The following is a 734-nucleotide window of genomic DNA, read 5'->3' on the forward strand; positions in this document are numbered from 1 at the left end:
ACGTTTTTATGGTGATAAAAACAAGAAAAGAGGTCTTAAGACCTCTTTTAAACTGAAAACGTCAAATTAACGGAAAGCTCGAATCGTAATCGGCTTATTTCTGCATCAACGCGGGCATTAACAGACCAATCAATGGAAATTCATGACCATTTTCAAACTTAAGCTTGCCTTCACCGATTTGAGCTTTAAGTTCATAACCACCATCGACTTTTTCAATCAACTCCATGATCAAAAGCTCATCAATGCCTTCTTGGATAAATGGATAGTGTTCAACAAGTTCATCTGAGAAGTAAGTACTCAATTCGCCGTTTGTTGCGGTCATCAACTTCATTGGGTCTTGCGTGATATGGTCTGTACCTTGAGGGACTGATAATTGCCACTCGTTGCGGAATTTACCTTCACCAAACGCCAAAGAAAGCTCATTAACTGAAAGCTTAAAGCCCTTACTAAATAGCGTGTCGATGTGAGGCATTAACTCGGACACCTGTTGTTCATCAAGTACTGGTGAGCTTTGATAGATCGACATAATTTGATCGAACGAGTTACTATCGACATCTGCAATAGCAAAATTCAACTTAAAGTTATCAACATCAGTGCCATCCGTTAGGCGCATTTTTTGAGCATTAATGTTTAATTGGCTGTTTAGCTTCTCACCCGCTTCGTCATTCGACGTGTTGCCGCTGTAGCTCGCCTTTTCAATCAAAAATACCTGTTTAAGCGATGAATCAACCACA

At 39.9% G+C, this 734-nt stretch carries 1 protein-coding gene; it reads right to left on the reverse strand.

The features are described from left to right. Window positions 1-94: 94 nt before the first annotated feature. Window positions 95-734 (reverse strand): DUF945 family protein (locus tag R7E38_RS22890; RefSeq protein ID WP_318082141.1); only part of this gene is annotated, 640 nt, incomplete at its 5' end.

It is taken from the genome of Vibrio sp. Vb2131 (assembly GCF_033338535.1).
GTDB classification, from domain to species: domain Bacteria; phylum Pseudomonadota; class Gammaproteobacteria; order Enterobacterales; family Vibrionaceae; genus Vibrio; species Vibrio alginolyticus.